The 20,922-nt window shown below is 59.9% G+C and carries 21 protein-coding genes; 8 read left to right on the top strand and 13 right to left on the bottom strand.

The genetic code is table 11. The features are described from left to right. Positions 1-136: 136 nt before the first annotated feature. On the bottom strand, positions 137-2,152 hold the full coding sequence (gene uvrB, locus AC3WKX_RS27880) for an excinuclease ABC subunit UvrB (protein ID WP_003214470.1): 2,016 nt from the start codon (positions 2,150-2,152) through the stop codon (positions 137-139). 343 nt (positions 2,153-2,495) lie between these two features. Between uvrB and AC3WKX_RS27875 the strand changes: the two genes are divergently transcribed. Together AC3WKX_RS27875 and AC3WKX_RS27870 are read left to right on the top strand one after the other, a co-directional pair. Then, positions 2,496-3,692, top strand: coding sequence for an amino acid aminotransferase (locus AC3WKX_RS27875; RefSeq protein WP_008438775.1), 1,197 nt, complete (start codon positions 2,496-2,498; stop codon positions 3,690-3,692). 310 nt (positions 3,693-4,002) lie between these two features. Continuing rightward, positions 4,003-4,212, top strand: a complete 210-nt coding sequence (locus tag AC3WKX_RS27870; protein ID WP_003214473.1) for a hypothetical protein — start codon at positions 4,003-4,005, stop codon at positions 4,210-4,212. Positions 4,213-4,538: 326 nt separating this feature from the next. On the opposite strand, the gene ptrR is transcribed toward AC3WKX_RS27870, so the two are convergent. After that, a complete protein-coding gene (gene ptrR, locus AC3WKX_RS27865; protein ID WP_102605760.1) occupies positions 4,539-5,414 on the bottom strand; it encodes a putrescine utilization regulator PtrR in 876 nt (291 codons plus the stop codon). A 104-nt stretch (positions 5,415-5,518) separates the two neighbouring features. Between ptrR and AC3WKX_RS27860 the strand changes: the two genes are divergently transcribed. Next, entirely contained in the window at positions 5,519-6,910 is a 1,392-nt protein-coding gene (locus AC3WKX_RS27860) for an aldehyde dehydrogenase family protein (protein ID WP_102605761.1), read from the top strand. 33 nt (positions 6,911-6,943) lie between these two features. On the opposite strand, the gene AC3WKX_RS27855 is transcribed toward AC3WKX_RS27860, so the two are convergent. Next, positions 6,944-7,582: a TetR/AcrR family transcriptional regulator gene (locus AC3WKX_RS27855; RefSeq protein WP_102605762.1), complete on the bottom strand. Its 639-nt coding sequence runs from the start codon at positions 7,580-7,582 to the stop codon at positions 6,944-6,946. A 129-nt stretch (positions 7,583-7,711) separates the two neighbouring features. Here AC3WKX_RS27855 and AC3WKX_RS27850 point away from each other — a divergent pair, with 129 nt between their 5' ends. Together AC3WKX_RS27850 and AC3WKX_RS27845 are read left to right on the top strand one after the other, a co-directional pair. After that, positions 7,712-8,368, top strand: coding sequence for an O-methyltransferase (locus tag AC3WKX_RS27850; RefSeq protein ID WP_008438792.1), 657 nt, complete (start codon positions 7,712-7,714; stop codon positions 8,366-8,368). A 98-nt stretch (positions 8,369-8,466) separates the two neighbouring features. Beyond that, positions 8,467-9,678: a YeeE/YedE family protein gene (locus AC3WKX_RS27845; RefSeq protein WP_102605763.1), complete on the top strand. Its 1,212-nt coding sequence runs from the start codon at positions 8,467-8,469 to the stop codon at positions 9,676-9,678. 115 nt (positions 9,679-9,793) lie between these two features. Here AC3WKX_RS27845 and AC3WKX_RS27840 read toward each other — a convergent pair whose 3' ends face one another. The 5 genes from AC3WKX_RS27840 to AC3WKX_RS27820 form a co-directional block, all read right to left on the bottom strand. Then, positions 9,794-10,177 carry a c-type cytochrome gene (locus AC3WKX_RS27840; RefSeq protein WP_102368511.1) on the bottom strand — a complete coding sequence of 128 codons (384 nt, stop codon included), beginning with the start codon at positions 10,175-10,177 and terminating at the stop codon, positions 9,794-9,796. A 33-nt stretch (positions 10,178-10,210) separates the two neighbouring features. Beyond that, a complete protein-coding gene (locus tag AC3WKX_RS27835) occupies positions 10,211-11,110 on the bottom strand; it encodes an alpha/beta hydrolase (RefSeq protein WP_102605764.1) in 900 nt (299 codons plus the stop codon). Between the two features lie 147 nt (positions 11,111-11,257). After that, entirely contained in the window at positions 11,258-11,698 is a 441-nt protein-coding gene (gene tspO / locus AC3WKX_RS27830) for a tryptophan-rich sensory protein TspO (protein ID WP_102605786.1), read from the bottom strand. Positions 11,699-11,822: 124 nt separating this feature from the next. After that, complete coding sequence (locus AC3WKX_RS27825) at positions 11,823-12,215, bottom strand: hypothetical protein (RefSeq protein WP_008438809.1); 393 nt, start codon at positions 12,213-12,215, stop codon at positions 11,823-11,825. A gap of 48 nt (positions 12,216-12,263) precedes the next feature. After that, a complete protein-coding gene (locus AC3WKX_RS27820) occupies positions 12,264-12,863 on the bottom strand; it encodes a hypothetical protein (RefSeq protein WP_008438818.1) in 600 nt (199 codons plus the stop codon). A 530-nt stretch (positions 12,864-13,393) separates the two neighbouring features. Here AC3WKX_RS27820 and AC3WKX_RS27815 point away from each other — a divergent pair. The 3 genes from AC3WKX_RS27815 to AC3WKX_RS27805 all read left to right on the top strand — a co-directional run bounded on the left by AC3WKX_RS27815 (position 13,394) and on the right by AC3WKX_RS27805 (position 14,653). Further along, positions 13,394-13,726: a DUF6124 family protein gene (locus AC3WKX_RS27815; RefSeq protein WP_102605766.1), complete on the top strand. Its 333-nt coding sequence runs from the start codon at positions 13,394-13,396 to the stop codon at positions 13,724-13,726. A 171-nt stretch (positions 13,727-13,897) separates the two neighbouring features. Further along, on the top strand, positions 13,898-14,134 hold the full coding sequence (locus AC3WKX_RS27810) for a hypothetical protein (protein WP_102605767.1): 237 nt from the start codon (positions 13,898-13,900) through the stop codon (positions 14,132-14,134). Positions 14,135-14,215: 81 nt separating this feature from the next. Further along, positions 14,216-14,653 carry a hypothetical protein gene (locus AC3WKX_RS27805; RefSeq protein WP_146013727.1) on the top strand — a complete coding sequence of 146 codons (438 nt, stop codon included), beginning with the start codon at positions 14,216-14,218 and terminating at the stop codon, positions 14,651-14,653. A gap of 370 nt (positions 14,654-15,023) precedes the next feature. Here the strand turns inward: AC3WKX_RS27805 and AC3WKX_RS27800 are convergent, their stop codons facing one another. From AC3WKX_RS27800 to AC3WKX_RS27780, 5 genes are all read right to left on the bottom strand, one after another. Next, on the bottom strand, positions 15,024-15,257 hold the full coding sequence (locus tag AC3WKX_RS27800) for a hypothetical protein (RefSeq protein ID WP_008438825.1): 234 nt from the start codon (positions 15,255-15,257) through the stop codon (positions 15,024-15,026). 223 nt (positions 15,258-15,480) lie between these two features. Continuing rightward, positions 15,481-15,888 (bottom strand): chemotaxis protein CheY, encoded by a 408-nt coding sequence (locus AC3WKX_RS27795; protein ID WP_102605769.1) that lies wholly within the window; start codon positions 15,886-15,888, stop codon positions 15,481-15,483. Beyond that, entirely contained in the window at positions 15,885-17,093 is a 1,209-nt protein-coding gene (locus tag AC3WKX_RS27790) for an EAL domain-containing response regulator (protein ID WP_102605770.1), read from the bottom strand. Before AC3WKX_RS27790 ends, AC3WKX_RS27795 begins: the two co-directional genes overlap by 4 nt. Before the next feature lie 164 nt (positions 17,094-17,257). After that, positions 17,258-18,298, bottom strand: a complete 1,041-nt coding sequence (locus AC3WKX_RS27785; RefSeq protein WP_102605771.1) for a fimbrial protein — start codon at positions 18,296-18,298, stop codon at positions 17,258-17,260. Positions 18,299-18,341: 43 nt separating this feature from the next. Beyond that, positions 18,342-20,855 carry a fimbria/pilus outer membrane usher protein gene (locus tag AC3WKX_RS27780; protein WP_102605772.1) on the bottom strand — a complete coding sequence of 838 codons (2,514 nt, stop codon included), beginning with the start codon at positions 20,853-20,855 and terminating at the stop codon, positions 18,342-18,344. Between the last annotated feature and the right edge of the window lie 67 nt (positions 20,856-20,922).

Raw genomic sequence — 20,922 nt, 5'->3', positions numbered from 1 at the left:
CTGGCCCCCCCCCCACAAAGAGCTTGAAGATCGTTCCCACGCTCTGCGTGGGAATGCCTCACTGGACGCTCCGCGTCCGCTCTTGGGACGCAGAGCGTCCCGGGCTGCTTTCCCACGCAGAGCGTGGGAACGATCATCACACAGCCAGCAACCGCTCCCGCAACTTGCCGATCTCATCGCGCATCTGCGCCGCCGCTTCAAACTCCAGATCCCGCGCCAACTGGTACATCTTCTCTTCCAGCTGGCGAATACGCTTGGTGATCTCGCTCGGCGAACGCAATTCCGCTTCGTACTTGGCATTCTCCTCCGCAGCCTTGGCCATGCCCTTGCGCTTCTTGCTGCGCGAGCCCGGCACCGTTGCGCCTTCCATGATGTCGGCGACGTCCTTGAACACACCCTTCGGCGTGATGCCATGTTCCAGGTTGTAGGCAATCTGCTTGTCGCGACGACGCTCGGTCTCGCCAATCGCCCGTTCCATGGAACCGGTGATCCGGTCCGCATACAGAATCGCCCGGCCATTCAGGTTGCGCGCCGCCCGGCCAATGGTCTGGATCAACGAACGCTCAGACCGCAGGAAGCCTTCCTTGTCCGCATCCAGAATCGCCACCAGGGACACTTCCGGCATATCCAGGCCTTCACGCAGCAGGTTGATCCCCACCAGCACATCGAAGGCGCCCAGGCGCAGGTCGCGGATGATTTCCACGCGCTCCACGGTGTCGATGTCCGAGTGCAAATAGCGCACGCGCACGCCGTGGTCGGCCAGGTAATCGGTCAAGTCTTCGGACATGCGCTTGGTCAGCGTGGTGACCAGCACCCGCTCTTCCAGGGCCACGCGCTTGGTGATTTCCGAGAGCAAGTCATCCACCTGGGTCAACGCCGGGCGGATTTCGATTTGCGGGTCCACCAGGCCGGTCGGGCGCACCAGTTGCTCAACTACCCGCCCGGCATGTTCGGCCTCGTAGTTACCCGGCGTGGCCGAGACAAAAATCGTCTGCGGGCTGATGCCTTCGAACTCGTCAAAACGCATCGGCCGGTTATCCAGCGCCGATGGCAGGCGGAAGCCGTATTCCACCAGGGTCTCTTTACGGGAACGGTCACCTTTGTACATCGCGCCCACCTGCGGCACGCTGACGTGGGACTCGTCGATCACCAGCAAGGCATCGTCCGGCAGGTAATCGAACAAGGTAGGTGGCGCCTGCCCGGACTCGCGGCCCGAGAGGTAGCGCGAGTAGTTTTCGATGCCGTTGCAGTAGCCCAGCTCGAGGATCATCTCCAGGTCGAAGCGGGTGCGCTGCTCCAGGCGCTGGGCTTCCACCAGCTTGTTGTTGGAGCGCAGGTATTCCAGGCGCTCCACCAGCTCAGCCTTGATGCCCTCGATGGCGCCCATCAGGGTTTCGCGCGGGGTCACGTAGTGGCTTTTCGGGTAGAAGGTGAAGCGCGGCAGCTTGCGGATCACCTCGCCGGTCAACGGGTCGAAGGCCGACAGGCTCTCGACTTCATCGTCGAACAGCTCGATGCGGATCGCTTCCAGGTCGGATTCCGCCGGGTAGATGTCGATCACATCGCCGCGCACGCGGAAGCTCGCCCGGGCGAAGTCTATGTCGTTGCGGGTGTATTGCAGGCTCGTCAGGCGACGCAACAGTTCGCGCTGGTCGAGTTTGTCGCCGCGGTCGACGTGCAGCACCATCTTCAAATAGGTTTCCGGGCTGCCCAGGCCGTAGATGCACGACACCGTGGTGACGATGATCGCGTCCTTGCGTTCCAGCAGCGCCTTGGTCGCCGAGAGCCGCATCTGCTCGATGTGGTCGTTGATCGAGGCGTCTTTCTCGATAAAGGTGTCGGACGACGGTACGTAGGCTTCCGGCTGGTAGTAGTCGTAGTAGGAAACGAAGTACTCCACCGCGTTGTTCGGGAAGAACGCCTTGAACTCGCCATACAACTGCGCGGCCAGGGTCTTGTTCGGCGCCAGCACCAGGGTCGGGCGGTTCACCTGGGCGATCACGTTGGCGATGCTGAAAGTCTTGCCGGAGCCGGTCACCCCGAGCAAGGTCTGGTGCGCGAGGCCGGCCTCAATGCCTTCGACCATCAGGCGGATGGCTTCCGGTTGATCGCCGGCGGGCTCGAAGCGGGTGACTAGCTGGAAATCCGACATAACGTACCTCTTGAGTCACCCCGGGGCCGGAAACAGCAACGGGGACGAAAAAGACCGCGACCCGCGACTGTTCGGCGCAGGTTGCAGGAAAAAACCATGATAGCTGTAGAAGTGGAGGCGAATGTGACGGGTTTCAAGGCAATCGTCCTACATGCCGTTGGTCACCCATGTTGCAATAAGACTAACGGTCGGTAAATAAACCGAAAAACTTGGCCGAAAAGCCGTTTCGGCTGTCGCCGTGAGCAGTGATGGCCTCTATACTAGCTCCCCGTTTGTGCACCGCTCTAGTGCATTCGGCTGGAGCGCGACACGTCCCTCCACTCTCTATAGAGCTGCCGCAAAAATGAGCCTGTTCTCCGCTGTCGAAATGGCACCACGCGATCCAATCCTGGGCCTCAACGAAGCATTCAACGCCGATACCCGAACCACCAAGGTGAACCTTGGCGTGGGCGTTTACTGCAACGAGGAGGGGAAGATTCCACTCTTGCGTGCCGTTGCCGAAGCGGAAGCCATTCGCGTGGCGCAACACGCCGCCCGTGGCTACTTGCCGATCGACGGTATTGTCGCCTACGACCAGGCCGTGCAAAAGCTGCTGTTCGGCGCGCAATCGCCGCTGATCAGCTCCGGCCGCGTCATCACCGCCCAAGCGGTCGGCGGCACCGGCGCCCTGAAAATCGGCGCTGACTTCCTCAAGCAACTGCTGCCCAACGCCGTCGTCGCCATCAGCGACCCGAGCTGGGAAAACCACCAGGCGCTGTTCGAAAAAGCCGGCTTCCCGGTGCAAACCTATCGTTACTACGACGCCGCCACCCACGACGTAAACCGCGCCGGCCTGCTGGAAGACCTCAACGCCCTGCCGCCACAGTCCATCGTCGTGCTGCACGCCTGCTGCCACAACCCGACCGGCGTCGACCTGAGCCCGGCCGACTGGCAACAAGTGCTGGACGTGGTCAAGGCGAAAAACCTCGTGCCGTTCCTCGACATGGCCTACCAGGGCTTTGGCGACGGCATCGACGAAGACGCCGCTGCGGTGCGCCTGTTCGCCGAGTCGGGCCTGACTTTCTTTGTGTCCAGCTCGTTCTCCAAGTCGTTCTCGCTGTACGGCGAGCGCGTGGGCGCCCTGTCCATCGTCACCGACTCCAAGGAAGAAAGCGCGCGCATCCTGTCCCAGGTCAAGCGTGTGATCCGCACCAACTACTCCAACCCGCCGACCCACGGCGCGGCGATTGTGGCGGCGGTGCTGAACAACCCTGAGCTGCGCGCCCAGTGGGAAGCGGAACTGGCCGAAATGCGCCTGCGCATTCGCGGCATGCGCGAGCAGATGGTGGCTGACCTGGCCAAGGCTGCTCCGGGCCACGACTTCAGCTTCGTCGGTCGCCAGCGCGGGATGTTCTCTTACTCCGGCCTGAGCGTTGAACAAGTGACACGCCTGCGCAACGAGTTTGGTATCTACGCGCTGGATACCGGCCGTATCTGTGTGGCGGCGTTGAACCAGAAAAACATTGATGCAGTGACCAAGGCCATCGTTCAGGTGCTGTAAGCCTGTTGTGATGCAAAAAAAGGGGAAGCCAATGGCTTCCCCTTTTTCATTCTGAAAACCGCGCCCCCTGTGGCGAGGGAGCTTGCTCCCGCTGGGATGCGAAGCGGCCCCAAAACCTGCCACCGTGAACTTTATGAATGAATGCGGTGCCTGAATTGGGGCTGCTGCGCAGCCCAGCGGGAGCAAGCTCCCTCGCCACAGGGTGGGTGGTCTGCCTTCAAGAGCGGGTGTTCAGCCCCTAAAAATTCGCTGCTTTCAGTCCGCTGCCCCTAGACTGACAGCAAGACAGTCCCTTCCCCTTGAGTATCCTATGAGAAACGACGACCTGGACCTGCGTGCCGACCGCGACGAACTGGACCACTTCACCCCGCGCCCACCCCCCGTCAAGCGCCAGAAAAGCCTGGTGCTGCAAGTCGCGCTCGGCGTATTCCTCGGTGGTTTGGCCTTATGGCTGGTGCAACTGGGCGCCGGCGCCCTGATGGCCAAGCTGGCCATGGGCACCTTCCAGTTCGGCGGCTGACAAAGATCAAATGTGGGGGCCGTCGAGCTTTAGCGAGGCCGCGATAGCGGTGGGTCAGGCACCCTCAATATCGACTGTGCCGACGCCATCGCAGCCTCGCTGAAGCTCGACAGCTCCCACAGGGGATCTACTCCCGCCTTCAGTCCGCTCTCTTGTGGCTGATGCAACTCGGTGCAAGCAGTCCCCCTGCAATTTGGCGGCTGACAAAGATCAAATGTGGGAGCCGTCGAGCTTCAGCGAGGCCGCGATAGCGGTGGGTCAGGCACCATAAATGTCGGCTGTGCCGACGCCATCGCAGCCTCGCTGTAGCTCGACAGCTGCTACGGCTACGATGCCAGGGCCAGGCCACGCTCTTCCAGCAACTGCACAAAACTGTTCAGACTCTGCGACACCGTACCCCGGCGCCAGATCAGCCAGGTATTCAGAATCCGGAACGTATCGGTCAGCGGCCACACACTCACCGCCGTAAACCCCGGCATGCTCTCCAGCATGCTCCGCGGCATCAGCGCCAACCCGGCACCGGCACTCACACAGGCGAGCATCCCGTGGTACGACTCCATCTCGAAGATCTTCCCCGGCACCGCGCCATCCTGTGAAAACCAGCGCTCGAAGTGATGCCGGTACGAACAGTTCGAACGAAACGTGTAGATGCTCTCCCCGCTCACATCCCGCCCCCGGGTGATCGGCGCGTGATGCAACGGCGCAATCACCACCATCTCCTCCTCGAACACCGCCACGCCCTCCAGCGTCGCGTGCAACACCGGCCCATCGACAAACGCCGCTGCCAGCCGCCCCGACAACACACCCTCGATCATCGTGCCGGACGGCCCGGTGGTCAGGTCCAGCTCGACCTTGGCGTGCTTCTGGTTATACGCCGCGAGCAATGCCGGGATGCGCACCGCCGCCGTACTCTCCAGCGAGCCCAACGCAAACGCGCCCTGGGGTTCCTCCCCCGCCACCGTCGCCCGTGCCTCTTGCACCAGATCCAGAATGCGCCGGGCATACCCGAGGAAATTCCACCCGGCCGGCGATAACCGCAGCCGGCTCTTCTCGCGAATAAACAAGTCCACGCCCAGGTCTTGCTCCAATTGCTTGATCCGCGTGGTCAGGTTCGACGGCACGCGATGGATCAATTGCGCGGCAGCGCTGACGCTGCCTTGCTCGGCAACGGCTTTGAAAATTTCCAGCTGGACCAGATCCAAGTCATTCTCCAAACGTGAACGTATTGCTTAATATTATTCAGTTTCCGAAAAAGATACAGCCCCGTACGCTGGCCTCCATCCCATTCACTGCGCAGGACGGTGCCATGAACTCCATTTCCTCCCAGACCCACGCGTTGTCGATCAACCCCGCCAACGGTGAAACGGTCGCCAGCTACCCGTATGAAACCGAGGCGCAGCTGGATGCCGCCCTCACCCGCTCGATCAACGCCTTCCGCAACGGGCGCAATACCCCCGTCGCCCAGCGCGCCGAATTGCTGCTGGCCCTGGCCAGCACCCTGCGCGACCAGGCCGAAGAAATGGCCCAGATGATCACCCTGGAAATGGGCAAACCCATCGCCCAGGCCCGTGGCGAAATCGAAAAATGCGCGCAACTCGCTGAGTGGTATGCGGCCCACGGCCCAGCCATGCTGGCCCCGGAAGCCACCCTGGTGGACAACGGCACCGCCCAGATCGAATACCGCCCGCTGGGCCCGATCCTCGCTGTAATGCCGTGGAACTTCCCGGTGTGGCAAGTGCTGCGCGGCGCGGTGCCAACCATGCTCAGCGGCAACACCTACGTGCTCAAGCACGCGCCTAACGTAATGGGCAGCGCGTACCTGATGAAACAAGCCTTCCAGCGCGCCGGCTTTGCCGATGGCCTGTTCGAAGTGATCAACGTCACCCAGGACGGCGTGTCCAAAGCCATCGCCGACCCGCGCATCGCCGCCGTGACCCTCACCGGCAGCGTGCGCGCCGGCATGGCCATCGGTTCCCAGGCCGGGGCCGCGCTGAAAAAATGCGTACTGGAGCTGGGCGGCTCCGACCCGTTCATTGTGCTCAACGACGCAAACCTCGACGAAGCCGTGCAAGCCGCCCTGATCGGCCGTTTCCAGAACTCCGGCCAGGTGTGCGCCGCCGCCAAGCGCCTGATCATCGAAGAAGGCGTGGTGGAAGCCTTCACCGCCAAATTCCTCGAAGCCAGCCGCAACCTGGTGATGGGCGACCCGACCGCCACCGAGACCTACATCGGGCCGATGGCCCGCTTCGACCTGCGGGACGAACTCGACGGCCAGGTCCAGGCCACCCTGGCCGAAGGCGCCACCCTTCTGCTGGGCGGCAACAAAGTCGAAGGCGCGGGCAACTACTACGCCCCCACCGTGCTGGCCAACGTCACCGACCAGATGACCTCGTTCAAACAGGAACTGTTCGGGCCGGTCGCCTCCATCATCACCGCCCGCGATGCGGACCACGCCGTGGCCCTGGCCAACGACAGTGAGTTCGGCCTGACCGCCAGTGTGTTCACCACCGACCCAGAGAAGGCACGCAGCATCGCCAACCAACTGGAAACCGGCGGGATCTTTATCAACGCCTACAGCGTGTCCGATCCCCGGGTCTCGTTTGGTGGTGTGAAAAAGAGCGGCTTTGGACGGGAGTTGTCGCACTTCGGTGTGCGGGAATTCTGCAACGCGCAGACCGTGTGGCTGAACCGCCGCTAAGCAAGCGCTGCAAACGATGGCCCGCCCTGCGGGTCATCGTGTTGTCTGGTTCAGCACCGTCACGTACGCACCGAACATATCCGCCATGGCGTCCGCATAGGCGGTGATTTGCGCCTCGGTGCGCGGGCTTCCCGAGAATTCCTTTGCCACTGAACTGAAGGTGGTGGCGATCAAATCGCAGGCCAGGGCACGGGTGGCTTCAGGCACCTGCGGCAGCAGTTCCAGCATGAACGCCTGGAAAATCTGTTGCCCTTCTGCGCGAACCTCATGGGCTTCGGGCGCATCACGGTACAGCGGCGCGGCGTCGCTCAGGGCGACGCGCATCTGCGCCTCCTCACATTCCGAACGAATAAACGCATGCACCAACGCCCGCAACCGCTCAAGGGCCGGCTGGCTTACGTCCTGCAGAATGCGGCTGAGCATCTGCGAGGTTTGCTGCCACTCATCCGTCTGCAGCCGAAACAGGATGGCCGCCTTGTTGGGAAAGTACTGGTACACCGACCCCACGCTGACACCGGCCTTTTCCGCGACACGGGCGGTGGTGAAACGGCTGGCGCCTTCCTTGGCCAAAACCTGAATAGCCGCTTCGAGAATGGCCGTCACCAACCCGGTGGATCGCGCCTGTTTGGGCTCTTTGCGTGAGGAAATCTGCGAGGTCTGGCGATCGGTCATGGGGCCTTCCTGCTGCCGTTGGAATGCGAATAGCGAATGTGACGAATTGTTCGCATACTTTAAATGCGACGAATCATTCGCATACTAGCCCGGCGCCTCACGGCGCTCAACCTGCAGCAGGACATCCCCATGAATACGCTTACCTCGGCCCCGATGGCGGCCCTGATTGAACGGTTGTACACACAGGCCGATGCCGCCACCAGCCCCGTCATCAACACAGTGACCCACGAAGAACGCGACCGCCTGATGCGCAGCAAGACCGACTACCTGGCACTCTACGGCATGCTGAAAGACCTGTGGTTGCCCGTCTCCCGCGACACCGGCACCCTGCTGTACATGCTCGCACGCAGCAGCAAAGCGCAGGCCATCGTCGAGTTCGGTACTTCGTTCGGCCTGTCCACCCTGCACCTGGCGGCCGCCCTGCGGGACAACGGCGGCGGCACGCTGATCAGCAGCGAGTTCGAGCCCTCGAAGATCGCTCTCGCCCGGCAACACCTGGAGCAAGGCGGCGTGAGCGACCTCGTGGAGATCCGCCAAGGCGATGCTCTGGTTACCCTGGCCACCGGCCTGCCCGACAGCGTCGACCTGCTGCTGCTCGACGGCGCCAAGGCGCTGTATGGCGACGTGCTGAACCTGGTGGAAAGCCGCCTCAAGCCTGGCGCGCTGATCATCGCCGACAACACCGACTACTGCCCCGACTACCTGGCCCGGGTGCGTTCGCCGGCAAATGGCTACCTGTCAGTGCCGATCGGTGACGACGTCGAGCTGTCAGTTCGCCTCGGCTAATACCCCTCATTGGAGGATTCGAGACGCCAGTGGAAGGGTGCGCGGTTTATACTCGGCACCCTCGCCTTTAACCCACGGCCTACGAACCGAGATACCCGATGAGCCTTTCCCTCTCTACAACCCCTGCGCGCAAGCCGCTCGCGCCCCTGCTCGCGTTTGTCATCCTGCTGTTTGGCGCCATCTTCCTGCAAAACAGCGTCGGCTCGCGCCAAGTGCTGTTGCTGGTGGTCGGCGCCGCACTGGGTTTGACGCTGTACCACGCCGCTTTCGGCTTCACCTCGGCCTGGCGAGTGTTCATCACCGACCGGCGTGGCGCGGGCTTGCGTGCTCAGATGGTGATGCTGGCGATTGCCGTGGTGCTGTTCTTCCCCGCGCTGGGGGCCGGCACGCTGTTCGGCCAGCCCGTGGTCGGGCTGGTGGCACCGGCCGGGGTTTCGGTGGTGTTCGGGGCATTCATTTTCGGCATCGGCATGCAGCTGGGCGGCGGTTGTGCGTCCGGCACCCTGTTCACCGTGGGCGGCGGTAATGCGCGCATGCTGGTGACGCTGTTCTTCTTTATCTGTGGTTCGTTGATCGCGACTCACCACGTCGACTGGTGGTTCTCGCTGCCTTCGTTCCCGGCGGTTTCCATCGTCAAAAGCTTCGGCGTGGTGCCGGCCTTGCTGCTGAGCCTGGCCGTATTTAGCATCATCGCAGCAGTCACCGTGCGCCTGGAAAAAGGTCGTCACGGGCAACTCGAAGCCGGCGTCACCAGCGAACACCAGGGCCTGCGCCGCTTCCTGCGCGGGCCATGGCCATTGGTGTGGGGCGCAATTGGCCTGGCCCTGCTCAACTACGCCACCCTGGCACTGGCCGGGCGGCCATGGGGTATCACTTCGGCGTTCGCGCTGTGGGGCGCCAAGGTTGCCGGCGGGTTGGGCGTGGACGTAGGCAGCTGGGCGTTCTGGCAAATGCCGGGCAATGCCAAGGCCCTGGCGGCGCCGGTGTGGGAAGACGTCACCAGCGTGATGGACGTCGGCATCATCCTCGGTGCGCTGTTGGCTGCGGGATTGGCCGGGCGTTTCGCTCCAAGCCTGAAGATTCCGGCACGCTCGCTGTTCGCCGCTGTGATCGGTGGGTTGCTGCTGGGTTATGGCTCGCGACTGGCGTACGGCTGCAACATCGGCGCGTACTTCAGCGGGATTGCCTCGGGCAGCCTGCATGGCTGGGTGTGGTTGGTGGCGGCGTTTATCGGCAATAGCGTGGGCGTGCGGTTGCGGCCGTTCTTCTTTGCAGGTGAGCGTCCGCAGGTAGCGTTGAGCGGTTGCTGACTGATCGTTCCCACGCTCCGCGTGGGAATGCCGCCGGGGACGCTCTGCGTCCCGCTGTTGGTGACGCGGAGCGTCACGGGATGCATTCCCACGCAGAGCGTGGGAACGAGCAGCATCATCGGCTTTTTGAAATCACTCCACTCATGTACTGATTCAAGTCGCGGAAGTCCTGAACTTTCCAGGTGAACGGTGACAACCTCACACCGTTCTCCCGCAACGTTCTGGGAATCAGGTCGCCATTTGGACGAAGAATGACGGACGACACGATAACGCCCGGATAATCACTCAAGCGTTTTTTGAAAGTAGCCGTTGTCAGGTCAGGCGTAGGCGGATTGCTTTTATTCGCCAAGGGTCCCGTGCCTTTGATATCCGCGCCGTGGCACATGGCGCAGCGCTGCAGATAAATGTTTTTCCCGTTAGCGTTGTCCGCAAAGGACAGTGATGTTTGAACCAGCGATAAAATCCCCAGCGACGCGATGAACGACTTTCTTATTTTCATCTTTCCATGTGGCCTTGTTGTAAAAATCCAATATCAACCAACCGAGCGTAAACGACCCGTGATCCAATCGCGGCTGTAAGCCAGCACGCGGCCCGACATCGCCGTCGGAAAATGAATAAACCCATGAGCCGCCTGCGGTAACAAAAACACCTCGGACCCCGCCCACCGCTCGGCCATCTGCAGCGTGTCGTCCAGCAACGGGTCCAGCTCCCCCACAAACATCAGCGCTGGCGGCAGCCCGGCAAGGTCGCCATACAACGGTGACAACGGCGGCTGCCGACGCTGCTCGTCACTCAGGCCCGGCGTCAGCAAACGCAGCGCCTCCACCATGCCCGGCCCGTCCAGCAACAGCGTTTCCCGCCCCGCCGTGCGCACGCTCGGTGTACCGGTCAAATCGTAGACGCCGTAATACAGCACCGCCCCGCTCACCCGCGCCAGCAATTCGGGCGATTGCTTCAGCGCCAGCAGCGTGGCCGCCGCCAGGTGCCCCCCGGCAGACTCGCCGACAACGATCACCGGCAGGCCGGCGAACTCTTCACAGTCCCCGAGCAACCAGCGCGCCGTGGCCAGACAGTCTTCCAGAATCCCTTCGACCGGCGTATTCACCGCCAGCCGGTAATCCACCGACACCACCGCCACCTCGCACGCATTCACCATGGCCACGTTGAGGTCGTCATTCATCTGCGCATTGCCGATCACCCAGCCGCCGCCATGGATATCCAGCACCACGCCTTTGGCCTTGCCCTTCGGCCGGATGATGCGCACCGGCACCGAGCCCACCCGCCGGCTTTCAGCCTGCAGGCCATGCTTGAGCAACTTGTTGCCGGCCACCATCTGGCTGGAGCGCAACAGCGCCTGGATCACCCGGGGCGTCACGCGGTTGCGGATGCGAAAACGCGGCATCCAGGCGAGCTTCTGGTTAAAGCGCTGCATTTGTGCCAGTTCATGTTCGTTGGCAGGCCACAGTGTGTGAGTTCCCAATTCGATATTCCCTCTATCTCTAAAAGAGATGTTCACCTTGGCCAGTGTGCGTGGGCATCATGGCAATGATGTTTCCGCCCTCTGCCCACGTCGCCAGGCTCAGCGGTTATTGCGCAGGATGGAGAAATTCAACGCAGACGCAACGCTGAGCCACACCAGGTACGGGAACAGGATCAGCCCGGTGATCAAATCCAGCCGCACCGTCAGCAGCACCATGGCGGCCACTACCAGCCACAGCAGCGTGATGATCACCATCCCGGCGAAAATCCGGTGGGCACCGAAGAACACGGGCGTCCACAGGGTGTTGAGCGCGATCTGTGCAGCCCATAGAGCCAGCACGATTTCGCTGCCGGGGATCAGGGTCAGGCGGTAGCCGGCCCAAGCCAGCAGCAGGTAGATGATTGTCCAGGCGACCGGGAACAGCCAGTTGGGTGGCGTGAAGCTGGGTTTGACCAGGGTGGCGTACCAGTCGCCCGGTTTGAAGATAATGCCGGTGCTCGCAGCAGCACCGCAGGCCAGAAGAAAAATAAACAACGTCACCATGATCGGTCCTTAGCTGAGAGCAGCTGCCTGGAGATGAAAGCCTTGACGGCGGTTTCAGGGTTGGACGCCCCGCGCAGCAAAAAGTGTATTTTTCTTTGCTCCGTGCCCCGCCACAGATGCCCTAGCTGAACGCGATGTAAACAGGCTGCTGCTCCACCGCCGACTGCTCACAAGCACGCACCAGATCCCGTACACAATAAAGTCGCCAGCCCTTGCCCGCGCCCCACTTGGCAGCCACATCATCAAACGACGCCGCTTCATCCCGCGCGGCCCGCTCCCAATCATCGTGGCCGATATCGGCGATCAAGCGTGTTTGGTAGTCCTTCAAAAAGGGAAGCAAGCCCTGCGCATGATCAACCTCCAGCAGCACAACGTCAGCCGAGTCCAGTTGCTGCCTGGCCGCCTCGACCCAGTCCCGCGCCTGCAACGGCAGCGCGTCCAGCACCGCCTCAAAGGCCGACCCCGACTTGTCGCTGCCCTGAAACGAACCACACCCAATCTCGCCACCCGCCATGTCGCTCTCCTTGATAGTGATTCATACGCGCAGGGTTACTGCCGGCGACTACTTTTCCGGACAGGGATTGAACACTTCCGTCGCCGCCACCGCAGACACATACGGAATTTTCGTGCCTGGAATGATCCCGACGGAGTAGGCATTTTTGCCGGTGTCACGCACATAGGTCTTGTCGGTGGTCAGATCGCCCGGCTGGTTCTCACCGAGCAGGTAATCCAGAAACTGGATTTTCACCGGCGTGTTGAACTGCCCCTCGGCCGTCAGCGGAATGATCTGAGCAGCCCCCGCCCGAGTGAACGCGAAAAACGCCGCGGCGGCTTCACGGCTGCGGAAGGTTTTCACGCACAGCACATCGCGGGTACGCAGTGTGATAAAGCGCTGATAACGGCCACCGGAATAGGTGCTCAGAATCAAGCCATCGTCCACCAGAACGCCCAGCCCCTGAGTGGCACGGCACTGGCCATCGCCGCCATTCTCCGAGCCGTAGGGCAAGTAGCACCAGTTGGTCTGGCTCAGGGCCCGCACCGAACCGGGGGCAATCTGTAGGTCGTGCTCGATTTGCTGCCGGGCTTCGGGTGTTTGATACGGAATGCTGCAGCCGCTGAGGATCAGGGCCAGTAACACGTACAACAGGCGATAAGAGCGCATAGGTTTTCCATAACGGGCACGGCAGGTCGTTGCGCGCGTTGCCAGGGGGTCATTCCTTTGAAAGCTGCGCAGGTTTTGTCACATTCTACGACAAGTACCTTTCGGCGAAACTTTATGGAAATACAGATTTCGGAAACGTCCGACTGGCAATTGTTCGCGGCCATCGCCGAAGTGTTGGAGCACGGTTTGAACGGTTCCATTTGCGGGATAAAGGAGATTTGCGTAGGCCGTAGCACCTTGCTCCTTTGCCTACGCTTGCGTCAGAATCCGCCGGCTTGTGCACCTGGGTGGTCATCTCTAAGGTTGCTCGGTCGCTGAAAACTCAGTGATCGGGTTTAGTAGCCCTGCTTTGAATACTTACGTGCATGAACCTCATCTTCCAGACGTCTTGTCTGTGCTTGATGGTGGCTGTGCGTAGGGCGCCCTCGGGCGCGCCGGCTTTAAGTATTCACCGGTCTACTAACCTGCGCACAGCTGCCACCCTATCGTTTAGTAGCGACGAGGTGGCGGCCCGACTCAGGAATACTTATATGTTCAAGATAACGCCGAATCCGCCAAACAAGCCGGATCAAAAACTCCACCAGGCTGCCCAGCGCGCCATTGATCACTACCTCAATCCCGGCACTGATGCCGAGACGGTCCCAGAGACAACCGCCCTCTTCAGCGTCACCTCCGGCGTCAGCAGCGAAATCCTGATCGCCAACAGCTACGAAACCGTTTCCTCCGTCAGCGCCCTGCTGCTCGACCTGTCCGACGAACTGACCGGCAAAGACCGCGACGTGGCATTGGCCATACACCAACTGAGCGAATTGAGTGTGCTGCTGATCGGCAAACTGATGGACCGCGAAACACCACGGGCGTAGAACCCAACGCGGCCCTGCGGGACTAGCCCTTCAACTCACCCAACCGATTACTCGCCGCGTCGTCGTATGTCATATACAGCGACTCGGCGGGAGGTGTGCGGTGCATTCAGCCATTGCTGAACCCTGCCTGGTTCGTTGTAATGGGCCAAGTCGAAACCCAACAGGTGATTCATGGAAGCTGATCCGCTATGCCTAGTATTTGTACCAGCCCTCGTAGCCGTTCTCACCGCTGCTGAGAACAGTAAGGGCTCACCTCTTACTGAGGCTGAGGTCTGCGATATTCGGGACCGGGCGGTTTGTATCACCCTGCCATTCAGCGTGGCGCTCGATATGGAAAGGGAACGCGGCTATCCGGATATAGTTGCGGAGAACTGCTGGAGTGAATGGCAAAGCCGTAAATGTCATTGATCGATGTGGTCAGTACCACTTCACGTCTTTTCTAAAAGACTGTATGTAATGGTTGCCTAACTCAATTTTAGCGAGCGTGTTATGCCTGAATTAAAATGTTTCTTTCTTGATCATGACGTTGATATTGATCCAGATCCTCAGGCATATGCTGAGTTCTTCTTGAACTATCAATCTTCAAGGTGGCAGAAAGGGTCCGGTGATGGAGTGTTTAGCTATATTAGTGACGAAGGTGACAAGTCCGAGCTATCAGTGATAGAGAATAAAGAGTTAGGTATTTCAGTTAGATACAACATCCGAATATCCGGAGAACGAACAGGCGCTGAGTTTTATTCAGTGGGTACACTGAATAAAATTAATGTCGTTAAGAATTTTGGTGATGATCAGTTCGTACCTGAAGGCTCATTTTTAAAGCCCGATGTAGCATGGTTAGCGGTGGAAGATTTTTTAAAGAATCCGAGAGTTAAATCAGCTCGGATAACATGGTTGAATTCTGATGATATTTCCTGGCCCGACAGTTAATGAAATGACTTGATGTGCCTGGACAACCCGGCACCACGCTGAACAGAAAGGGGCCTTATTTTTTCGATTAAAAAACCAGACCTCTTTTCCTTCTTGATCACGACCTGAATCCCGCTACCGATACCGTCCCAGAGACGACCGCCCTTTTCAGCGCACTCTCCGGCGTCAGCAGCGAAATTCTGATTGCCAACAAACACGAAACCGTTTGCTCAGTCGGTGCCCTGCTGCTCAAGCTGTCCGACGAACTGACCGGACAGACCGCGATGCGGCACTGACCATCCGCCAACTGAACGAATTGAGCGAATTGCTGATCGCACACTGATGGACCGCGAAACACCTCGAAGCTAAAGCCGAACGCGGTCCAGCGGGACTAGCCCTTCAACTCACTCAACCGATTACTCGCCGCGTCGTCGTATGCCACATACAGCGACTCGGCGATTTGGCTTTTGATAGCCTTGGCGCTTTCCAGACCCAATACAAAACCTTCAGCCTTCCCGCCTGCGCGGTTGAGGTCTTCTTTGGTGTCAGCACCGGTGATGGCGTCGAGGAGCTTGATGGCGTGAGGGCCTACGCCTTTTGGGAGGCTGATTTGGTCGATGCTCATTGGGATGCCTCGGATGAGGTGCGGGATGGGGTGATGCGGGGTGAAGAGGTCATGGGCGATACCTTGAGATTGAGGTCGGTAGCGCGTGGAACCACTGCCGGGGGGGCCATGGTAGACCGGTATGGGAATTAAAGGGCTGGTTTCGGCCAAAAGCTGCCTGTCGGTTGCCCACGCTTTGACCGATGGGGTAGATGAAATTTTGAGTATCGCTAGAGTCTCATCGTCATTGCCTAACTGTGCCATCCAGGGGCGACGGATCGACTGTATGCAATAAGCGTCTGATCGGTACACCCTCGGGCAATTGCACGGAGCTGAAGATAATCCGGCCCTTGACCTCGGTGCTCAGCTTCGCCAGTCGCCGCTCCGGCACGTCGTAGATAAAGGCTTGCCGGATCAAGGGATGGTCCATACAAAACGCCAACAGATTGAATCGAAAGCTTGTCGCCAAGCTAGCATTTATCATTACCAAGTCGAAAACGCTGTCGCCGTACTCCAGTAGATTTAGCATTTCTTCCAAGCTCGATACAGGTGCTATGGCGTAGTAGCCCTGGTAGTTGAAGTCTCGCTCCAACCGCAAACGTTGAAAGTGTTGCGGATCGGCAATCATGATACGCAAGGCTTTATTGGTCATGGGAGGCTCCTAGCGACCTGCGCCGTTCGCTGTAGCCAACGTAGCAGGTCGGCGCCGTCCATTGGCCGGGCGTGCCAGTAACCCTGACCCTGGGTGCAGCCAAGCTCCAAAAGCTCTCGATGTTGCTCGGCGGTTTCAATGCCCTCGACTACCACGGACATGCCCAGGGTGCTCCCCAAGGCTAGGGTGCTCCCGATCACAGCTCGGCAACGGGGCTCATCATTGAGGCCACGGACGAACTCAGCGTCGAGCTTGATTTCGTTAAACGGTAACTGACACAGGCGCTGCAACGAGGAAAAGCCTGCACCGAAATCATCGATCGACAAGCGACACCCCATCATGCGCAGCCGTATCAGGTTTTCCAGGCACATCGCCGGTACTTCGAGTAATCCGCTCTCGGTCAATTCGAAGGTTAAGCTTGAGCCCGGAGTCTGGTTTGACGCCAATATCCGCTTGATCTGCGACGTCAGCTCAACACTGGCAAGTTGGCTCGCTTGAAGGTTGAACGCAAGGTCCAGAGCCGCGCCCTGGCTCCTGATCTGCCACTGCAAGCTCAGCGCCTGACGCATCAGGCTGAACAGCAGTTCATCGATCAAGCCACAACGCTCAACCGTCGACAGAAACACAGCGGGCGCGAGCAGGCCCTTGGTGGGGTGATTCCAGCGCGCTAGGACTTCCACCCCCAATACCTCGCCGGTCCGCAAATCGAATTTGGGTTGATAATAGGGCTCCAGTTGCTGATCGATAAAAGCATGTCGTACCTGCTCTTCGCTCGCCTCCTCTACACACGCCGGGATGGACTGCGCGGACCGCCGCCCGCTCAGATACGCCTCTAGAAACTGACGCAAAATATCTGCGTGCAAAGGCTTGGCAACATCACCGAGCATATTCAGCCCCAACAGTGAGCCCATCTGCCTCACTGCGCGACGCACATCACTTGGCATGCAACTGCTGATCAAGACGGCGCCCAGTTGCCCGGCGGTACCAGCACGCTGAATGAACTCAAGGCCATCCATACCTTCCATTTGCAGGTCGCACAACACTACATCTACAGAGCCAACCGCTTGCAAGAGGGTCAATGCTTCCACACCATTGCCGGCCTCCAGTACCTCGGCGCAGCCCAATTGTTTCAGCAAGCTGACCGCTACGGAGCGCTGGAACAGGTGGTCTTCAAGCACCAGGACACGAAGTGGCAGGCTAGGCATTTTGGTTCACTCGGCTACAAAGGAATACGCCCATTTTCGAGGATTGACCTCTAGGATTAGCGTGGAAAATGGCTGAGTTTTTGTAGGAATTTTCCCAAAGGATCTTCTGCTTCAGACACAAAAAAACCGCGCCGGACACAGTCCGGCGCGGTTTACCAGATGAACTACTTGTAGGTAATCGTGAAATTCGCGGTAGCGTTGGCTACGCCTGGTTCAGGGCCAATGGTGCTGCCGGCGGTCTGAATATAACGAGCCCCGAACTGCAGGGTGGTAACACCGTCGCGTACTGGCATTACCGGGGTATCCACACCCAATGGCAGCGGCGTGCCATCTTGCTTGAGCACTTGTACGGCAACCCCCTTGGCGGTCGATTCTGCGTTGAGACCCATCACGCCATTCCCTGCGTCAACGATTGCCGAACCGCGGACGCCTTCAAGGCGGATATTGGCGTTGTTGCCCTGGAAGTAGTTCCAGGCCTGGCCCGAGACGTAAGTGCCGGCCAGGCAGTTATTCAACGTGATGGAGAAGTTCTGGGTAGTGGTGGTGGTGCCAGGACCGTTGAATACTCTGCGCTCCCAGGTGCCCATGGGCACGTCAACGATGTTGCCGGTCTCCTGGGGCAGGCTACAGCCGGCTACGGTGATGCTGCCATTCAAGACGCCGGTGGCCCAGCGCTCGGGACCGCTGCCATTGTTGATGTCAAAGGAGTAGATCTCCAGTCCGTTGAAGTCATGACTACCCGCACCAATTGGACCGGTCTTGACCAGGAAGATGCTGATGCCCGCGACCGCCCAAGACCCTCCGGGACCACAGCTTTCAATGCTGATGGGAAAGGTGCTATCGCCGACGCGGCACCAGTAACCGACCCCACCATCGTAATTGACTATGGCGCCTACCCCCGGAATATTGGTGCTGTACACCGACTCACCCAGGCCCTTGCCAACGGCCACCGGTACACTGCCGACCTTCGCGCTCAAGACATTTCCCTGCGCGGTAAAGAGTGTGGAGGTCGTGCAGGTTACGCCTTTGTTGACTGAATACTTCCGGATACCAATGGTCGAGCCAACCGGCGCATCCTGGGGAATATACAAAGCCCCAACGTTGTAGGTCAGCGTCGAAGGGTTTATGTCGCATTCCGCCCAAGCCAACTGGCCCACACACATCTGTAAAACACCCAACAAGATCAAAGCCAAATACTTGTTCATCACAACCTCACAAAGATGCTGTCATTGATAGAGAACGGGGGGCTCAAGGCGCAACCCGGCACAGCGCTTCCATCACGCGATAACCATCGGTGATCGGCGCCTGACTGATATCCAGTTGAATCTCGCAGCGTTGCGAGGCTTTCTCGCCCCACTTCATGCTGTAGGTTTTGCCCTCGCCTGCCGACAGCAACACCTGTCCACCCTGTCCTACCACGCCCACGCTGGTGCCCTTGTCGTCCTCGACAGTGGTGCCAAACGGCAGTAGTGAACCGTCTTGCATGCGGACGTTGAGCACGACTTTCTCCGAACGGCTCGCGGCGAATTTGGCTTTCACCACGGCGCCACGACGCGGCACAACATTGGTCACGCCTTCGGCGATGTCGACGTTGGTGTCCAGCTCGCTGGTGTCCACTGTCACGCGGTTCTTGCGGTACGGCGTGACATACGGCACCAAGGCGTAGCCCTGCTTGTTGGTGAGGATGCCCGGAGCGTTCTGCACGCCAACATTCGGGGTATCCTTGACCTCCACCAGGGCCACGGTTTCGCCCAGGGTCTGGCCGAACTCAATGCCTTCGCTGTGGGCCAGTACCGAACCCGAGGCGCTGATCGAAGCTTGCTTGTAACCTTGGCCAACACTCACGCCGGCGCCCAACTGAGCAAACGGTGCGCGGTAGCCGATCAGGGCCGAGCCATTGTTACCGGTGTTTTCCACGCGGTTGGCGTCGACGTTGTACGTCATCTCGCCATTGCGACCGCTGATGCCGGCACGCTGATCAAGGCTGCCATCGTTGTTGCGGGTGACGCTGAACGTACCGGTGCTGCGGGTCTGGCCGAGAGGCATCGATACGGTGAACACCACCTGATTGCTCTGGCCATAGTTGTCGGTCAGGGTCTTGCTGGCGTAGACGCCGTAGGTCACACCCTTGACCTGAGTGTTGAAGCCCAGTTGCATCTGTTTGTCTACACGGGACGAGCCCCAATAGTTCTGCTGGCTCACGTTTAGGTACAGCGAGCCGTAGCTGTCCAGTGCCTGGTTGAGGCTTGCCTCGACCTTGCTGCGCTTGGAGATGTTGGCGTAGTCGTTGGGCTGTTGCAGGCTTACCGCTTCGGAGAAGTCACGGTAGCCTTCAGTGGAGTAGCGATAGCCGGCGAACCGCACCGATGTGCCGGTCTCAAAAGCCTTGCCGTAACGCACGCTGACGCTCTGGCCTTTCTCGCTGCCCGCCTTGGCCGACCGCGCGTTGGGAATGTCGGTCTGAGCCTGAGTCACGTCCACAGATACCGCGCCGAGGCTGCCCAGGCTCTTGCCGACACCCACCACACCGGCACGATAAAAATCTGCGCCGAGGGCGCCTCCGTAAAGGGTCAGATCGAATGGCAAACCGTAGGCCAGCGACGCCTGGACAAACGCGGGGTGTTCACCGCCCTGTGCGGCATTGTATTGACCAGCGGTGAAGCTGTAGCGCCAGGTTTTTTCCCGAAGCATGTTGGCCAGAGTCGCATAAGGCTGGGTGAAGCGACGCTCACGGCCATCGGCTTCGGTGATGATCACTTCCAGGTCGCCACTGCCGGAGGCCGAGTTCAAATCGTCGATCTCAAAGGCACCGGGCGCCACGTAGGTGGTATACAGCGAATACCCGTTCTGACGCACTTCCACCTTGGCCTGGGTTTCGGCAATACCGCGAATGATCGGCGCATAACCCTGCATCGAGTCGGGCAACATGCCCATGTCCGAAGCCACTTGCATACCGCGAAAAGGCACGCTGTCGAACACATCGCCAGGCGTGAAGCTTTCACCGACGGTCAGGGTGCCCTTGATGGCAGTCAGGTCGCGCTGGGCGTAGGTGTTGCTGCGCTGCCAGTCGCGGCCGCCTTGGTCATCCTGGCGGAACGAGGAGCTGGAGCGAAAACGCCAGTCGCCATAGTTAAAACCGCCGGTGGCATACAGGTTGTACTGGTGGCCGCTGCCCCGGGCATCGCTGCTGGTTTGCGCAGCCGAGAACTGATAATTGAGCATTGCGGCATTGATCCCGCGGTCCCATTCCTGCGGATCCACATAGCCGGCGGCATCGCGGCGCAAGGCGATCTGGGGCACGCTGATATCCAAGACCAAGCGGCTCGCATCGAAACTTACCGAGGCTCCGTCAATCAGGCTTTCCAGGTTGACGCATTCCGGCAGGATTTCACCTGGGGTGACGAAGCCATCAAGCTTGATCCCAAGTTCCTTGAGGAAGTCTTCAGACAGGCAAGCCTTCACGTCACCACTATCGGCGTCCTTGGCAAAGGTCATGTCGCGGCGGCCAAAGAAGCTCTGGTTCAGGCGCACCGCCACCGGGTAAGTGCCGGGGCCGATGCTGCCACTGTTGGCGATCGCGTCCAGGTCGAGGTTAGGGCCGGCACTGGTGCCGCCAAACGACTGCATGAAGCTGGAATCAAACTTCGCAGGCTCCCCCGCTTGCGCCAGGCTGCCGACAAACGCGGCCAGGACAGCAACGCACAGCGGCAAAGGTGCAAAAGGCACGTTTGAATGGCTGATACTCGGGATATGGATTCGCATGGCAATACTCAATACGAGCCCGTCGCACCACACAGGCGGCACGCGGTTTCGTTCGCAGGTAAAAGGG

The organism is Pseudomonas sp. GP01-A4, from assembly GCF_058780865.1.
Note: the sequence above shows the minus strand (reverse complement) of the source record. Positions and strands in the feature narration are given on the sequence as shown.

Excerpts from the sequence above, each read along its gene's own strand:
- uvrB (WP_003214470.1), bottom strand. The coding sequence starts at position 2,152 with ATGTCGGATTTCCAGCTAGTCACCCGCTTCGAGCCCGCCGGCGATCAA.
- AC3WKX_RS27875 (WP_008438775.1), top strand. The coding sequence starts at position 2,496 with ATGAGCCTGTTCTCCGCTGTCGAAATGGCACCACGCGATCCAATCCTG.
- AC3WKX_RS27870 (WP_003214473.1), top strand. The coding sequence starts at position 4,003 with ATGAGAAACGACGACCTGGACCTGCGTGCCGACCGCGACGAACTGGAC.
- AC3WKX_RS27860 (WP_102605761.1), top strand. The coding sequence starts at position 5,519 with ATGAACTCCATTTCCTCCCAGACCCACGCGTTGTCGATCAACCCCGCC.
- AC3WKX_RS27855 (WP_102605762.1), bottom strand. The coding sequence starts at position 7,582 with ATGACCGATCGCCAGACCTCGCAGATTTCCTCACGCAAAGAGCCCAAA.
- AC3WKX_RS27850 (WP_008438792.1), top strand. The coding sequence starts at position 7,712 with ATGAATACGCTTACCTCGGCCCCGATGGCGGCCCTGATTGAACGGTTG.
- AC3WKX_RS27845 (WP_102605763.1), top strand. The coding sequence starts at position 8,467 with ATGAGCCTTTCCCTCTCTACAACCCCTGCGCGCAAGCCGCTCGCGCCC.
- AC3WKX_RS27840 (WP_102368511.1), bottom strand. The coding sequence starts at position 10,177 with ATGAAAATAAGAAAGTCGTTCATCGCGTCGCTGGGGATTTTATCGCTG.
- AC3WKX_RS27835 (WP_102605764.1), bottom strand. The coding sequence starts at position 11,110 with ATGCAGCGCTTTAACCAGAAGCTCGCCTGGATGCCGCGTTTTCGCATC.
- AC3WKX_RS27825 (WP_008438809.1), bottom strand. The coding sequence starts at position 12,215 with ATGGCGGGTGGCGAGATTGGGTGTGGTTCGTTTCAGGGCAGCGACAAG.
- AC3WKX_RS27820 (WP_008438818.1), bottom strand. The coding sequence starts at position 12,863 with ATGCGCTCTTATCGCCTGTTGTACGTGTTACTGGCCCTGATCCTCAGC.
- AC3WKX_RS27815 (WP_102605766.1), top strand. The coding sequence starts at position 13,394 with ATGTTCAAGATAACGCCGAATCCGCCAAACAAGCCGGATCAAAAACTC.
- AC3WKX_RS27810 (WP_102605767.1), top strand. The coding sequence starts at position 13,898 with ATGGAAGCTGATCCGCTATGCCTAGTATTTGTACCAGCCCTCGTAGCC.
- AC3WKX_RS27805 (WP_146013727.1), top strand. The coding sequence starts at position 14,216 with ATGCCTGAATTAAAATGTTTCTTTCTTGATCATGACGTTGATATTGAT.
- AC3WKX_RS27800 (WP_008438825.1), bottom strand. The coding sequence starts at position 15,257 with ATGAGCATCGACCAAATCAGCCTCCCAAAAGGCGTAGGCCCTCACGCC.
- AC3WKX_RS27795 (WP_102605769.1), bottom strand. The coding sequence starts at position 15,888 with ATGACCAATAAAGCCTTGCGTATCATGATTGCCGATCCGCAACACTTT.
- AC3WKX_RS27790 (WP_102605770.1), bottom strand. The coding sequence starts at position 17,093 with ATGCCTAGCCTGCCACTTCGTGTCCTGGTGCTTGAAGACCACCTGTTC.
- AC3WKX_RS27785 (WP_102605771.1), bottom strand. The coding sequence starts at position 18,298 with ATGAACAAGTATTTGGCTTTGATCTTGTTGGGTGTTTTACAGATGTGT.
- AC3WKX_RS27780 (WP_102605772.1), bottom strand. The coding sequence starts at position 20,855 with ATGCGAATCCATATCCCGAGTATCAGCCATTCAAACGTGCCTTTTGCA.